This is a genomic window from Kluyvera chengduensis, assembly GCF_044197065.1.
Classification (GTDB): domain Bacteria; phylum Pseudomonadota; class Gammaproteobacteria; order Enterobacterales; family Enterobacteriaceae; genus Kluyvera; species Kluyvera ascorbata_C.
Window position 1 is genome coordinate 879564 of record NZ_JBIQOI010000002.1, and the last position, 13088, is coordinate 892651.

At 54.7% G+C, this 13088-nt stretch carries 12 protein-coding genes; 8 read left to right on the forward strand and 4 right to left on the reverse strand.

Annotated elements, in window-relative coordinates; genetic code table 11:
* The first annotated feature begins 75 nt into the window (after positions 1–75).
* The 4 genes from dps to glnQ all read left to right on the forward strand — a co-directional run bounded on the left by dps (position 76) and on the right by glnQ (position 3189).
* Positions 76–579 (forward strand): DNA starvation/stationary phase protection protein Dps, encoded by a 504-nt coding sequence (dps, locus tag ACH1XZ_RS09760; protein WP_123651747.1) that lies wholly within the window; start codon positions 76–78, stop codon positions 577–579.
* A gap of 363 nt (positions 580–942) precedes the next feature.
* A complete protein-coding gene (glnH, locus tag ACH1XZ_RS09765) occupies positions 943–1689 on the forward strand; it encodes a glutamine ABC transporter substrate-binding protein GlnH (protein ID WP_395595383.1) in 747 nt (248 codons plus the stop codon).
* A 121-nt stretch (positions 1690–1810) separates the two neighbouring features.
* Positions 1811–2470, forward strand: coding sequence for a glutamine ABC transporter permease GlnP (gene glnP, locus ACH1XZ_RS09770; protein WP_035892271.1), 660 nt, complete (start codon positions 1811–1813; stop codon positions 2468–2470).
* Positions 2467–3189 carry a glutamine ABC transporter ATP-binding protein GlnQ gene (gene glnQ, locus ACH1XZ_RS09775; protein ID WP_395595384.1) on the forward strand — a complete coding sequence of 241 codons (723 nt, stop codon included), beginning with the start codon at positions 2467–2469 and terminating at the stop codon, positions 3187–3189. The genes glnP and glnQ overlap by 4 nt, the downstream gene beginning before the upstream one ends.
* A 41-nt stretch (positions 3190–3230) precedes the next feature.
* On the opposite strand, the gene rlmF is transcribed toward glnQ, so the two are convergent.
* Positions 3231–4157 carry a 23S rRNA (adenine(1618)-N(6))-methyltransferase RlmF gene (rlmF, locus tag ACH1XZ_RS09780; RefSeq protein ID WP_395595385.1) on the reverse strand — a complete coding sequence of 309 codons (927 nt, stop codon included), beginning with the start codon at positions 4155–4157 and terminating at the stop codon, positions 3231–3233.
* A 96-nt stretch (positions 4158–4253) separates the two neighbouring features.
* Between rlmF and ACH1XZ_RS09785 the strand changes: the two genes are divergently transcribed.
* Positions 4254–4868 carry a flavin reductase family protein gene (locus ACH1XZ_RS09785; RefSeq protein WP_395595386.1) on the forward strand — a complete coding sequence of 205 codons (615 nt, stop codon included), beginning with the start codon at positions 4254–4256 and terminating at the stop codon, positions 4866–4868.
* Positions 4869–4960: 92 nt separating this feature from the next.
* On the opposite strand, the gene ACH1XZ_RS09790 is transcribed toward ACH1XZ_RS09785, so the two are convergent.
* A complete protein-coding gene (locus tag ACH1XZ_RS09790; protein ID WP_395595387.1) occupies positions 4961–5452 on the reverse strand; it encodes an REP-associated tyrosine transposase in 492 nt (163 codons plus the stop codon).
* Positions 5453–5877: 425 nt separating this feature from the next.
* On the opposite strand from ACH1XZ_RS09790, the gene ACH1XZ_RS09795 reads away from it, so the two are divergent.
* From ACH1XZ_RS09795 to ybiJ, 3 genes are all read left to right on the forward strand, one after another.
* Positions 5878–8160, forward strand: coding sequence for a catecholate siderophore receptor Fiu (locus ACH1XZ_RS09795; RefSeq protein WP_395595388.1), 2283 nt, complete (start codon positions 5878–5880; stop codon positions 8158–8160).
* A gap of 46 nt (positions 8161–8206) precedes the next feature.
* Positions 8207–8884, forward strand: a complete 678-nt coding sequence (ybiX, locus tag ACH1XZ_RS09800; RefSeq protein ID WP_395595389.1) for a PKHD-type hydroxylase YbiX — start codon at positions 8207–8209, stop codon at positions 8882–8884.
* 455 nt (positions 8885–9339) lie between these two features.
* Positions 9340–9600, forward strand: coding sequence for a DUF1471 family protein YbiJ (ybiJ, locus tag ACH1XZ_RS09805; protein WP_395595390.1), 261 nt, complete (start codon positions 9340–9342; stop codon positions 9598–9600).
* Positions 9601–9815: 215 nt separating this feature from the next.
* On the opposite strand, the gene ybiB is transcribed toward ybiJ, so the two are convergent.
* Entirely contained in the window at positions 9816–10784 is a 969-nt protein-coding gene (gene ybiB / locus ACH1XZ_RS09810) for a DNA-binding protein YbiB (RefSeq protein WP_395595391.1), read from the reverse strand.
* Positions 10785–10859: 75 nt separating this feature from the next.
* Complete coding sequence (gene dinG, locus ACH1XZ_RS09815) at positions 10860–13013, reverse strand: ATP-dependent DNA helicase DinG (protein WP_395595392.1); 2154 nt, start codon at positions 13011–13013, stop codon at positions 10860–10862.
* Between the last annotated feature and the right edge of the window lie 75 nt (positions 13014–13088).

Consider the following 13088-nt stretch of genomic DNA (forward strand, 5'->3'; position numbering starts at 1 on the left):
TACTTGTTTTCGTTAATTCATGAGGACGAAATACACCAGCCTTTACCGGTGTATAAATCAAGAGGATATATGACTATGAGTACTGCGAAACTGGTTAAAACGAAAAACGCCCACCTTCTATATACGCGTAACGACGTTCCGGACAGTGAAAAACAGGCCACCGTTGCGTTACTCAATCGTCAGGTTCTGCAGTTTATCGATCTGTCATTGATTACCAAACAGGCGCACTGGAACATGCGCGGTGCCAACTTTATTGCCGTACATGAGATGCTCGACGGCTTCCGTACCGCGTTAACCGATCACCTCGATACCATGGCAGAACGTGCCGTGCAGCTGGGCGGTATCGCACTGGGTACCACTCAGGTCATCAACGCTCAGACTCCGCTGAAAAGCTATCCGCTGGATATCACTAGCGTGCAGGATCACCTCAAAGCGCTGGCTGAACGCTATGCCATTGTGGCGAACGACGTTCGCAAAGCGATTAGCGAAGCAAAAGATGAAGATACCGCAGATATTTTCACCGCGGCCTCCCGCGATCTGGATAAATTCCTGTGGTTCATTGAAGCAAATATTGAATAACCATAAGTGAATCTGATGCCCTTTCTGCCTTGCCGCAGGAAGGGTATCGCACCAAAAAAGTGCACAACAACGGTCATAAACCCCGCCAAAGTAAATCATTTGTAATAATCACCTCACACAATCGTTAATAAAAGATTGTTTTACCCCCTACGTTTGCGCTAAAAAACACCATACTTAACAACACCAATATCACGCACCACTTTGGTGCCCTCTCATGGTGCATATGGACAATTATCCTGCCAATATCGTGCAGGGTAAAAATCATTATTTGTTAATAAACAATGCATTGTGAAGTTGGCACGATTCTTTCATAAGCCGATTGTTCTCGCAGGGGATCGCCCCGTGGATATAAAAGGAAATGCTATGAAGTCTATGTTTAAAGTTTCACTGGCTGCACTCACCCTGGCTTTCGCGGTTTCTTCTCATGCCGCAGACAAGAAACTGGTTGTGGCAACGGACACGGCGTTCGTTCCGTTTGAATTCAAACAAGGCGACAAATACGTCGGCTTTGATATCGATCTGTGGGCCGCGATTGCGAAAGAACTGAAGCTGGATTACACCCTGAAGCCAATGGACTTCAGCGGCATTATCCCTGCGCTGCAGACCAAAAATATCGATCTGGCGCTGGCGGGTATCACCATTACCGACGAACGTAAAAAAGCGGTCGACTTCTCCGATGGCTACTACAAAAGCGGCCTGCTGGTGATGGTTAAAGCCAACAACAACGACATTAAAAGCGTGAAAGACCTCGACGGCAAAGTGGTGGCCGTGAAGAGCGGTACCGGTTCTGTTGATTACGCGAAAGCCAACATCAAAACCAAAGACCTGCGTCAGTTCCCGAACATCGATAACGCGTACATGGAATTAGGCACTAACCGCGCTGACGCGGTGCTGCACGATACGCCAAACATTCTGTACTTCATCAAAACGGCCGGTAACGGTCAGTTCAAAGCGGTAGGCGAATCTCTGGAAGCGCAGCAGTACGGTATTGCGTTCTCTAAAGGCAACGACGAGCTGCGCACCAAAGTGAACGGCGCGCTGAAAACGCTGCGTGAGAACGGCACCTACAACGAAATCTACAAAAAATGGTTCGGTACTGAACCTAAATAAACCAACCTGAATTATTAGGCTCTGTAACGCCCGGTGGCGCTTGCGCTTACCGGGCCTACGATTTTAGTCAGCACACGTTGACTCATTTTTTATTTTCCACCACGGTATACAGGAACACATCATGCAGTTTGACTGGAGCGTCATCTGGCCAGCCATTCCAATTTTGTTGGACGGCGCCAAAATGACTCTGTGGATTTCGATCCTTGGCCTGGCGGGCGGTATTGTTATCGGTCTGCTGGCGGGGCTGGCCCGCACCTATGGCGGCTGGATTGCTAACCACATTGCCCTCGTATTCATTGAAGTGATCCGCGGTACGCCGATCGTCGTGCAGGTGATGTATATTTACTTCGCCCTGCCGATGGCCTTCCCGGATATTCGCATCGACACCTTCACCGCAGCAGTGATCACTATCATGATCAACTCCGGCGCCTACATTGCCGAAATCACCCGTGGCTCGGTGCTGTCGATCCATAAAGGTTTCAGCGAAGCCGGTCTCGCGCTCGGTCTTTCCCGTCGTGAAACCATTCGTCACGTGATTATGCCGCTGGCCCTGCGCCGCATGCTGCCCGCGCTCGGCAACCAGCTCATCATCAGTATCAAAGATACCTCGCTGTTTATCGTTATCGGCGCCGCAGAGCTGACCCGCAGCGGTCAGGAAATTATCGCCGGGAACTTCCGCGCGCTGGAAATCTGGACCGCTGTTGGCGTTATCTACCTCATTATCACGCAGGTACTCAACATCGTGCTCCGCGTTCTTGAAAGAAGGATGAAAATCCTGTGATTGAATTTAAAAACGTCTCTAAGCACTTTGGGCAAACCCAGGTGCTGCATAACATCGATCTCAACGTCAAGCAGGGTGAAGTGGTAGTGATTATCGGGCCGTCCGGCTCCGGTAAATCAACTCTGCTGCGCTGCATCAACAAGCTGGAAGAGATAACCAGCGGTGACCTGATCGTCGACGGTCTGAAGGTCAACGACCCGAAAGTGGACGAGCGCCTGATCCGTCAGGAAGCGGGTATGGTGTTCCAGCAGTTCTATCTGTTCCCGCATCTGACGGCGCTGGAAAACGTGATGTTCGGCCCAACCCGCGTGCGCGGTCTGAACAAAGATGAGGCAGAAAAGCTGGCGAAAGATCTGCTGGCGAAGGTCGGCCTTGCCGAGCGCGCCCATCACTACCCTTCTGAGCTTTCCGGCGGCCAGCAGCAGCGCGTGGCCATTGCCCGTGCGCTGGCGGTGAAACCGAAGATGATGCTGTTTGATGAGCCAACCTCAGCGCTCGACCCAGAGCTGCGCCACGAGGTGCTGAAGGTGATGCAGGATCTGGCGGAAGAAGGTATGACGATGGTTATCGTGACCCACGAAATCGGCTTTGCTGAGAAAGTGGCGTCTCGCCTGATCTTTATTGATAAAGGTCGGATTGCCGAAGATGGCAACCCGCAGGAATTGGTGAAGAACCCACCAAGCCAACGTCTGCAAGAGTTCCTGCAGCACGTTTCCTGATGCTAACGCCGTTTATCCCCCCGGGGTAAACGGCGTTTTTCTTAGCGTTTGCGCGCAAGGAATCGACGACGCTGTTCGTCATCCATAAATGACCAGGCGATAAAGCGACTTTGCTTCTGACCCTGTGACATCTCTTTTTTCACCACTTTTACCGCACCCACGTCGGTTAATGCACGGTACAGCGGCGGCAGATTTTCACCTTTGGACACCAGCGATGTAAACCACATCACCTGACGGGCAAAACCTTTACTCTCTGCGATCATCTGTTTGATAAAAGCCACTTCCCCGCCATCACACCACAGCTCCTGCTGCTGGCCGCCAAAGTTCAGCGCATCATCACGGTCCTGACCCAAGTTTCGACGCTTACGCTCGCTGCCCGCACGCGCTGCGGCCGCCGAATCGTGGAATGGCGGGTTGCACAGCGTGGCATCATACTGCTCGTTTTTGTGGATCACGCCGTTGAACATCGCCGTCGTATCCTTCTGGCGACGCAGACGAATCATGCGGTTCAGCGATGGATTCGCGCTCAGGATAGCCTGTGCGCTGGCAAACGCCTCCGGGTGCGTTTCGCTGCCGGTAAAGCGCCAGCCGTATTCGTGCGCGCCAATCAGCGGATAAATACAGTTCGCGCCCACGCCGATATCCAGAATGTTGGCCCCTTTTACCACGTTGCCGCTTTCATCGCTGAGCAGGTCGCCCAGGTGGTGGATATAATCCGCGCGCCCCGGTACCGGCGGGCAGAGAAAACCTTCCGGAATATCCCACTCCTTAACCGCATAAAAGTGCGCCAGCAGCGCTTTGTTCAGCGTTTTCACCGCCAGCGGATCGGCGAAGTTGATGGTCTGCTCGCCCGCCGGGCTGAGGGTAATAAAATCGCGCAGTGCGGGCACGGCCTGGCACAGCGCGTCGAGATCGTAGCGACTATGATGACGGTTACGCGGGTGTAAACCCGGTTTTTGGGTACTCATGACTTTCTCCTGTCGTAATGCGGCGTAAGATACCCGTTGACGACGGTGCGGTAAATAAGGGAGTCTGGATTCCTGCTTCTAAATATCAGGTGCGCTATGTATTTTTATGAGCCTTCCCACGGACATGGGCTACCTCACGACCCGCTCAACGCCATCGTCGGGCCACGCCCTATCGGCTGGATTTCCTCTGTCGACCCGCAGGGGCGGCGTAATCTTGCGCCCTACAGCTTTTTTAACTGCTTTAACTATCGCCCACCGATCATCGGTTTCGCCAGTAGCGGCTGGAAAGATAGCGTGCAGAATATTGTCGATACCAAAGCGTTTGTCTGGAATCTGACGACACGTGATTTAGCCATCGCGATGAACGAAACCTCCGCTACGCTGCCGCACGGTGAAGATGAGTTTGCCCGCGCCGGGCTGACAGCCGCACCGAGCCGCCTGGTGGATGCGCCCCGCGTAGCCGAAAGCCCGGTCAACTTTGAGTGCCGTCTGTCGCAATGCATCCAACTGACCGGTGCGGACGGTACCGCCGTTGATACCTGGCTGGTGCTGGGCGAGGTGGTCGGCATCCACATTGACGACTCGCTGCTGGAAAACGGTATCTACCAAACCGCCAAAGCCCAGCCGGTGCTCCGCGCCGGAGGTCCGTCGGCCTATTACACCATCGATGAGCGTCATCGGTTTGATTTAATCCGCCCGGATGCGCGTTAGGGTTGACTGACCCCCCGGGGTCGGCGTAAACGCCTCGCCCGGGCTACGGGTAATATGTAGCCCGGACGAGCGCAGCGACTCCGGGAAAATCGTCATCGCCTCTCTCCCGCGTCCACCTCCCCAATATTTCCTCCCCAATCAGCAGAATACAGCCCACGCCGCACGTCCCGATGAAACGAGGAATATGGCCATTCTTGTACGGATGCCACCCATCCATGCTTCACCGGATTGAAGTAGCAGTAATCAACGTGCCGCCGGTAGTCCATTTCGTCGCGTAAGGTGTGCTCCCAGAAGCGAGGCTGCCAGATATTCCGCATTCTCAGCGCTTGGGTGAAATGCCGTTTGAGCGCCCGCCAGCGCTGTGAAAAATCCGAATCATCCGGCGGTAGCGTCCAGATGCAGTGCATATGCTCAGGCAGCACCACCCAGGCGTTGATGATGAAGGGTTGTACTCGTTGAACGTCAGTAACCGCTTGCCGTAGCGCACCGATGTGCCGGGTAAGCAGGTCGCTACGGCGGTTTCGCAGATTGGTCGTGAAGAACAGAGTACTGCCAGGAATTGTGGATCGACGGTAGCGAACCATTGTCATTGCTCCTTGCGTAAGACGCTCGCAGCAAGGTAATCCCCAACGCGATATGGCGCATTTCATCAGTTTTGCTTGCGGAAAGCGGCACGCAAATTTTAACGCCGGGTTTCTCCCGGAGTCGGCGTACACGCCTCGTCCGGGCTACGGGGCGGCAGGTTCGTAGCCCGCGCGGGCGCAGCGACTCCGGGAACCACTCCGACCAGCATGTAATCTTTATGTATAAAAAATGAAGAAACTGTAAAGCAATGTATTTATTTTTAGTTCAATGAGTGATAAAAAGTTACGCGATTTGATAATGCTTCTCACAATCATTATCAACATCATTTAAAAAAGATAAAGCAACCTGCAGTGGCGAAGGGGGCAAGACGTTCCCTGTTGTCATCTTTAATTTCGCGTTTAAAAATTATAAGACACTCATTGATATGGATAAAAATCGCACTACCCCGTTCAGTAGCTTTGGTTCGCTCACGTTTTTTACCGGATTATGCATTGGCCTGACCCCTGCTGCGCAGGCGGAACAAACCAAGGAAAAAGCGCCGGGTGATACGCTAGTCGTCGAAGCACAGGCCCCATCGCTGTATGCCCCAACGAAATCCGCCGACCCTAAATTCAGCCGCCCGATTGCCGACACCACGCGTACCGTGACGGTGATTTCCGAGCAGGTGCTAAAGGATCAGGGTGCCACTAACCTGACGGACGCATTAAAAAACGTCCCGGGCGTCGGGGCCTTCTTCGCGGGTGAAAACGGCAGTTCGTCAACCGGCGATACCATCTATATGCGCGGTGCAGATACGTCGAACAGTATCTACATCGACGGTATTCGTGATATCGGCAGCGTGACGCGTGACACCTTCAATACTGAACAGGTAGAAGTGATTAAGGGCCCGTCTGGTTCAGACTATGGCCGTAGCGCGCCGACGGGCTCGATCAACATGATCAGCAAGCAGCCGCGCCTGGACTCTGGTATAGATGCTTCAGCAAGTGTAGGCAGCGCGCGGTATCGCCGCGGCACGCTTGATCTGAACGAAGCAATCGGCGACACCACTGCCGTACGCTTAAACCTGATGGGGGAAAAGACTCACGATGCAGGGCGTGATAACGTGAAAAACGAGCGCTATGGCGTGGCGCCGTCCATCGCCTTTGGCCTCGGTACGCAAAACCGCCTGTACCTGAACTATCTGCACGTTACGCAGCACAACACGCCGGACGGCGGTGTGCCAACGGTAGGACTCCCGGGCTACTCCGCGCCAAACGCCGCCACATCAGCGCTGAATAGCTCAGGCAAAGTCGATACGCATAATTTCTACGGCACCAACTCAGACTACGACGACTCTACCACCGACACGGCGACGATGCGTTTCGAGCACGACTTCAACGACACCACCACCATCCGCAACACCACCCGCTGGTCGCAGATTAAGCAGGACTATCTGATGACAGCAGTGATGGGGGGAGCAAACAATATTGGTCGTCCAAACCCTAATGATGTCGGCACCTGGACCTGGACGCGCAACGTCAACACCAAAGACGTCAGCAACAAGATCCTGACCAACCAAACCAATCTGACCTCGAAGTTCTACACCGGCGCTATCGGCCACGATATCAGCACCGGCGTCGAGTTTACCCACGAGCAGCAGACCAACTACGGCGTCTACCCGATAACGGCACCGGTGGTGAATCTGTATAACCCGAACAGTAACGTCAACATCGGCAGCCTGAAACGTAGCGGCGCGAATGCTAACGGTCAGACCGATACCTTTGGTATTTACGCGTTCGATACGCTGCAAATTACCCGTGATTTCGAGCTGAACGGCGGCATCCGTCTTGATAGCTATCACACCGAATATGACAGCGCCTCACTATGTGGCGGTACGGGTCGCGGCGCGATTGCCTGTCCGGCGGGCGTTGCCAAAAACACCCCTATCACCACCGTTGATGCCACCAAATCAGGTAACCTGGTCAACTGGAAAACGGGGGCGCTGTACCACCTGACGCAGAACGGCAACGTATACGTTAACTACGCCATCTCCCAGCAGCCTCCGGGCGGCAGTAACTTCGCACTGGCCGCTGGCGGAACCGGTAGCAGCGCCAACCGTACCGATTTCAAACCGCAAAAAGCGAAAACCAGCGAAGCCGGTACCAAATGGGAGCTGCTGGATAAACGCCTGCTGCTGTCTGCTGCGGTGTTCCGTACCGATATTGAAAACGACGTTGAAGCCAACGACGATGGCACTTACTCGCAGTATGGCACCAAACGTGTAGAAGGCTATGAGCTCTCCGTTGCCGGGAACATCACCCCTGAATGGCAGGTGATTGGCGGCTTCACGCAGCAGCGCGCCACCATCCAGCAGGGTGCAGAGGTGACACAAGACGGCTCTTCATCACTGCCGTATACTCCTGAGCATGCCTTCACCCTGTGGAGCCAGTACCAGGCCACCGATGCGATATCCGTCGGCGCAGGCGCTCGCTACATTGGCAGCATGCATCGCGGCAAAGACGGCGCCGTCGGCACGCCAGACTCCACCGACAGCTACTGGGTTGCCGATGCTAAGATTGGTTACCGCGTGAACAGCACGCTCGACCTGCAGCTGAACGCCTACAACCTGTTTGATACCAACTATGTTGCCTCGATCAATAAGAGCGGCTATCGCTACCATCCGGGCGAGCCAAGAACCTTTGTGTTGACGGCTAACGTACACTTCTAAGTATCACCGTGGGGCGCAAGCCCCACTTTTTTAAGGAGAGATTCCCATGATGTACCGCATTCCTGGCGTGTTGAGCGCCGAAGAGGTTCGCCAGCTTGTCGGTGAACTGGAGCAAGCGGAGTGGGTAGACGGCCGGGCAACCGTCGGCGCGCAGGGTGCGCAGGTTAAGCAAAACCAACAGGTCGATACCCGCAGTGAACGCTATGCCGGGCTACAGGCACGCGTGCTGGAAGCGGTTAATCGCCACTCGCTGTTCTTCGCCGCCGCACTGCCAAAAACCATTTCCAGCCCGCTGTTCAACCGCTATCAGCAGCAAGAAACCTACGGTTTTCACGTCGACGGCGCGGTACGTCAGCACCCACACACCGGCTGGATGCGCACCGATCTTTCCGCCACATTGTTCTTGTCAGAACCGGATAGCTATGAAGGCGGCGAGCTGACCATTAACGATACCTACGGGCAACATGCGGTGAAGCTCCCGGCAGGCGATTTGGTCCTCTACCCCTCCAGCAGCCTGCACTGCGTCACGCCCGTCACATCAGGCGTGCGCGTCGCCTCATTTATGTGGATCCAATCCATGATTCGTGACGATAAACGCCGCGCCATGCTGTTCGAACTCGACGGCAATATTCAGGCTTTAAAACGTCGCCACGGCGAATCGGAAGAAGCCCTCTCACTGCTCAATCTGTATCACAATCTTCTGCGGGAATGGTCAGAAATTTAAGCTGAGAATATCTCTCAAATTTTATGATGGAGTTAAGCGAAGCCAGGGTAACAAAGCGGTAACCGACGACGCCTCCTCCATCAGAATACAAAACCTCAAGAAAAGTTTACGCACTTCGCATCAATAAGAATATAATGCTACAAATAGACGGCATTACCAGTTTTGATGACAAATCTATACCTGAACATACAGAGCAATCGATTATCTTTACAAGCACGCTTTTTAGCAAAAAAAGTGGCAAATTGTGCGCTAGATCTCTTTACTAACCTGACTTCACCCGCAAACACATTCACACCATGAATATTTTATTAATAATCAATACATTAATAATTGTTCAATTTTTTTGATTGTGGACATCAATTCTCTTCGATTTATTCCATCGAATAAAAGCGTGATACTTATCACATCGACGGAAACAACGTCATCCGAACAACATCACCTGCGAGAGATTAATGATGAAAACGATTAAATATGCTGTTGCTGCTATTGCCCTTTCTACCCTGTCTTTCGGTGCTTTTGCTGCACAACCGGTAACTCAGGAACAAGCGCAAAAAATGAATGAAATCGGTGCGGTATCTGTACAGGGTGCAAACACCCTGGATGGCCTGGAAGCGAAACTGGCGCAGAAAGCTGCTGATGCAGGCGCTACCGGCTACAGCATCACCTCTGCTAACACCAACAACAAAGTTAGCGGCACCGCGGTTATCTACAAATAACCAACCTCAGTACTACCCCGTGAGTTTGACCTCTCGCGGGTGCTCCAACCCTCATTGAACTTGTTGATACCCTTGCTTGCCCGGCCGCCACGCCGGGCTTTTTTTTGCGTGGAATTTGGGGGATGGTGCTTTCCCGGGGTCGGCGTAAACGCCTCGCCCGGGCTACGGGTAATGTAGCTCGGGCGAACGCAGTGACCCCGGGAAAGCACTACGGTTCAATACGACTGCGCCACGCGCGCCAGCCCTTCTTCAATACTCTGCACTTCACCCGTCGCCAGCAGGCAGCACGCGAGCTGAATTTTCAGCGAATGCGGCACCGGCTCAACGCCCGCCACGCAACGCTCAATCCAGCGGGCGGTCACTTCCGGGTCTTTGCTCGACGGCAGCACCACTTCCGCTTCAGACTGCTCGCTTTGGCGCGCATTGACCACTCGCGCGCCCTCGCTATCAATCAACGTTATTTGCGGGCAACGCTGCGGGTTGGCATACACTTCGCCTTCGGTGCCGTGCATTAACAGCCCCCGCCCGCCAATATCCGCAAAGAACTTCGCTACTTTGACCACATATTCCGGATGCGACACGCTGGACAGACGCAGCGCGGCGTTCTCTTCAAAGGGGGTGGCTAGTTTCGCCAGCGTATGAGCACTGTTGCGCACGCCTAGCTGCCAGCGGAAGTTAAGCTGGCGCTCTAGCGGCGGACAAAGCGCGCTAACAGGAATATAGACAGGCTGATGACCTTCAAGCTTAGCCTGCGCCTGACCCGCATGGCGAGTCGCCTCTACGCCCATCAGTTCAAAAATCGTTTCGGTAATCACGCGGGTTGGGTCTTCGCTGACGCCGTGCACCACCACCGGGAAGCCCAGTTTGTGCAGTAGCATCGCCAGCAACGGCGTCAGGTTTGCCTGCTTACGCGCGCCGTTATAGCTCGGAATGACGATAGGCATAGGCTTGCCGGCCGGCGGCGTTAAGCGCAGCGTCTTTTGCTGCATCGCCTCGTAGAAGCCGAGCATCTCCGACTCCCCTTCGCCTTTGATACGCATGGAGAGCAAAATCGCACCCATTTCCAGTTCCGGCACCTCACCGTCCAGCATGTGGCTATACAGACTGCGCGCTGTGCCCTGGTCCAGGTCACGGGCGTGATTTTTACCGCGCCCGATTTCTTTGATGATTTTGCGATAATCCATGTGCTGCTCCTTTTGCTCGTCGTGGTGCACAGCGGCCGCCTGATGGCGCTACGCTCATCAGGCCTACACGCCGGGTTAGCGTTTTTTACGGCGTGGCGATTTGGGTTTCGCCGTGGGGGCTTTCAGCTTCACTTCCGGTACTTCCGGTCGTTCAATCGGGAAAACCGGTAACGCATTCAGTAAACGCTTACCGTAGTTTTTGGTCAACAACCGCTTATCGTAGATAACCACTTCGCCCCAGCAGCTATGGCTACGAATAAGGCGACCAACCTGCTGAATCAGGTTAAACGAGGCGCTAGGCAGGCTCTGCACTTCAAAAGGATAGCGGTTGAGGCTTTTCAGCCACTCCCCTTCGGTAATCACCACCGGGCTGTCGATCGGCGGGAAGGCAATTTTGTGGATATGCACCTGGGTGAGCAGGTCACCTTTCAGATCCAGACCCTCAGCAAAAGATTGCAGGCCAACCAGCACGCTGCGCTCACCGTTTTCCACCCGCTTACGATGCAGCTCCACCAGCCGGTAACGCGGCTGATCGCCCTGCACTAACAGCATCAGCCGCAGGTCGGTGACGTACTCGAGGAAACGCTGCATCGCGCGCCCGCTGGCAAACAGCACCAGCATACCGTGATGCTTTTTGCTCTCAACCTGCTCGCGGAAATAGGCCGCCATCTCGGCAATATGCTGCTCTTCATTGTCGATAAGCGGTTCATACTGCATCTGCGGAATAACGATTTTACCCTGTTCGACGTGGTTGAACGGCGAATCCAGCGCGACGAAGCGATCCCCCGCTTTCTCTTTCAGGCCGCTCATCTCCTGCAGGCGGGAGAAGCTGTTCAGTGAACGCAGGGTTGCAGAGGTAACGACAATATGCGGCACGCTCCGCCACAGCAGGCGTTCAAGCTGATCGCTCACGCGAATACCGACGCAGTGGAACCAGACGTGCATCTGCCCATCGCGCATATCACGCGTCGCCCACTTGGTGACCGGCGCGCCCGACGCCTGAGCAAGCGAAGCCAGCCGCCACAGTTTGCTCTGGGACTCAAACATGCCCAGCGCGCGGTTCATCTGCAAAATCACGCGGTGCAGCCGCACGATATCGTGGCTGCCGGTTTTTTCACTCAGATCGTTTAAGAAAAGTTCTGAGAGCCCGCGCAGCATCTCGGTGAGCTTGGCCAGACGCTGGCAAATCTCCATCACCTCGTCGGGCAATTCGCCCATCGGGAAGCGGTGCTCAGCCTCCTGGGTGACGGGAAGATAGAGATTCAGAATATTATTGAGTGAAGCAATCAGCTCGTACAGCTCTTCGCAGTGGCCGTTCAGCCGCTCCGGCAATGCCAGCGGCGGCGTGGTTTTCGGACGGAACTGTTCCATGCAGGTTGCCACCAGCTTGCTGAAAAGATCGAGCTGCAACCGATACCACGGCGCGGTAATTTCCGCGCTCATCTCCAGCGCGTCTCGGGCAACGTCAGGCAAGTGGTGGCCTTCATCCAGCACCAGCAGCAGGTTTTTCGGCTCCGGCAGCACCGCTTCGCTCTCCATGGCGGCCATCACCAGCGCGTGGTTGGCGACGACCACTTCCGCCTCCTGAATTTCGCGACGAGCGACGAAGAACGGGCATTCGCGATAGTAATGACAGTTGCGGTTCAGGCAGCTGGCTTTGTCGGTGCTCAGGCGACGCCACAGATCGTCGTCAATAGCGATATCGGTATGATCGCGCAGGCCATCCCATTTATAGCCGTCAAGGTCGCCCTTAAGCTTTGCGCAGCGCTTCTGCTCTTCCTGATTGTTTGGCGTGAGTTCATCGTCGAGGAACGCCAGCAGGTCCTGCTGGTTCGGCTCGGTGCTGGCCAGCGCCGCCAGATTACGCGGGCAGACGTAGCGCCCACGGCCAAAGGCAGCGGTAAAGCGCAGGTCGGGAATGATTTTGCGCAGCAGCGGCAGGTCTTTACTGTAGATCTGATCCTGCAAGGCGACGTTGGCGGTACTGACCACCAGCGTTTTTTGTTCTTCGCGAGCAATGGCTATGCCGGGGATCAGATACGAGAGCGTTTTCCCAACGCCGGTCGGCGCTTCAATGGCCAAGTGTCGCCCCTCTTCCCCGGTCAGCGTTTTGGCGACGTCCGCAATCATCTGCCGCTGCGGCGCGCGGGGGATAAAGTCGGGGATCTGTTCCTGGAGCGCCTTGTACCAGGCGGCGATTTGCGCTTTTAGCGCAGCGGTCAAAGCCATGAGAAAACCTGAGATACTGTATAAACAGCCACTATTGTGGCATTTTCTGTACGCCGCCGCAAAAAAGAAAGCCCG

Bases quoted from the DNA above. Each gene is read 5' to 3' on its own strand.
- dps (WP_123651747.1), top strand. From the start codon at position 76: ATGAGTACTGCGAAACTGGTTAAAACGAAAAACGCCCACCTTCTATAT.
- glnH (WP_395595383.1), top strand. From the start codon at position 943: ATGAAGTCTATGTTTAAAGTTTCACTGGCTGCACTCACCCTGGCTTTC.
- glnP (WP_035892271.1), top strand. From the start codon at position 1,811: ATGCAGTTTGACTGGAGCGTCATCTGGCCAGCCATTCCAATTTTGTTG.
- rlmF (WP_395595385.1), bottom strand. From the start codon at position 4,157: ATGAGTACCCAAAAACCGGGTTTACACCCGCGTAACCGTCATCATAGT.
- ACH1XZ_RS09785 (WP_395595386.1), top strand. From the start codon at position 4,254: ATGTATTTTTATGAGCCTTCCCACGGACATGGGCTACCTCACGACCCG.
- ACH1XZ_RS09790 (WP_395595387.1), bottom strand. From the start codon at position 5,452: ATGGTTCGCTACCGTCGATCCACAATTCCTGGCAGTACTCTGTTCTTC.
- ACH1XZ_RS09795 (WP_395595388.1), top strand. From the start codon at position 5,878: ATGGATAAAAATCGCACTACCCCGTTCAGTAGCTTTGGTTCGCTCACG.
- ybiX (WP_395595389.1), top strand. From the start codon at position 8,207: ATGATGTACCGCATTCCTGGCGTGTTGAGCGCCGAAGAGGTTCGCCAG.
- ybiJ (WP_395595390.1), top strand. From the start codon at position 9,340: ATGAAAACGATTAAATATGCTGTTGCTGCTATTGCCCTTTCTACCCTG.
- ybiB (WP_395595391.1), bottom strand. From the start codon at position 10,784: ATGGATTATCGCAAAATCATCAAAGAAATCGGGCGCGGTAAAAATCAC.
- dinG (WP_395595392.1), bottom strand. From the start codon at position 13,013: ATGGCTTTGACCGCTGCGCTAAAAGCGCAAATCGCCGCCTGGTACAAG.